Origin of the sequence: Tsukamurella conjunctivitidis (assembly GCF_007858475.1) — a bacterium.
In the GTDB taxonomy this organism is placed as follows: domain Bacteria; phylum Actinomycetota; class Actinomycetes; order Mycobacteriales; family Mycobacteriaceae; genus Tsukamurella; species Tsukamurella conjunctivitidis.
In genome coordinates, this window is record NZ_VIGX01000189.1 from 1 (window position 1) to 597 (window position 597).

Below are 597 nucleotides of genomic sequence, written 5' to 3' on the forward strand. Positions count from 1 at the left end.
GCGCGTCAGCCATTCACCGATGATCGTCTCCGACTCCCCACCCTGGTTGCCGGGGACCCACGCCGAATAGGAGTCGGCGGTGTCCACGAAGTTGCCGCCCCCTCCGGTGAAGGCGTCCAGGACGGCGAGTGACTGCTCGCGATCCGATGTCCATCCGAAGGTGTTGCCCCCCAGGCACAGGGGTGCGACGTCCAGGTCCGAGTTGCCGATCTTCGTCATGGTGTCTCCTGCTCAGTCGCTCCGCATCGTCAATGACTTCTGCTCCAGGGTATTCCGGAGACCCGGACTTCGCTCCTCCGCGTCTGCGCACCCGGGGACGACCGGGGACACCAGAGCCGACGCGTCCACGCGCAGTCCGGATAGCATGTGGCAATGGCTGTGCAGACGTGGTCCCAGGTCCGCTCCGACTCCCTCGGGATGCGCACGACGGTGGTGGTCGCCACGCCTGAGTCCGTGGAGGGCCCTCCTGCGATCCCACCACAGGAGGGGTGGCCACTCCTGGTCCTGCTGCACGGTTTGAGCGGCAACCACATGCAGTGGCCCTCCAATGTCAACATCCAGGACCTGGCCACCAGGCGTGGTGCCGTCATCGTCATG

At 66.0% G+C, this 597-nt stretch carries 2 protein-coding genes; one reads left to right on the forward strand and one right to left on the reverse strand.

Annotated elements, in window-relative coordinates; translation table 11 throughout:
* The coding region (locus tag FK530_RS24970; protein WP_146489484.1) for an aldo/keto reductase at positions 1-219 on the reverse strand (219 nt) is incomplete at its 3' end.
* 153 nt (positions 220-372) lie between these two features.
* On the opposite strand from FK530_RS24970, the gene FK530_RS24975 reads away from it, so the two are divergent.
* On the forward strand, positions 373-597 hold a 225-nt coding region (locus tag FK530_RS24975), incomplete at its 3' end, for an alpha/beta hydrolase (protein ID WP_205124266.1).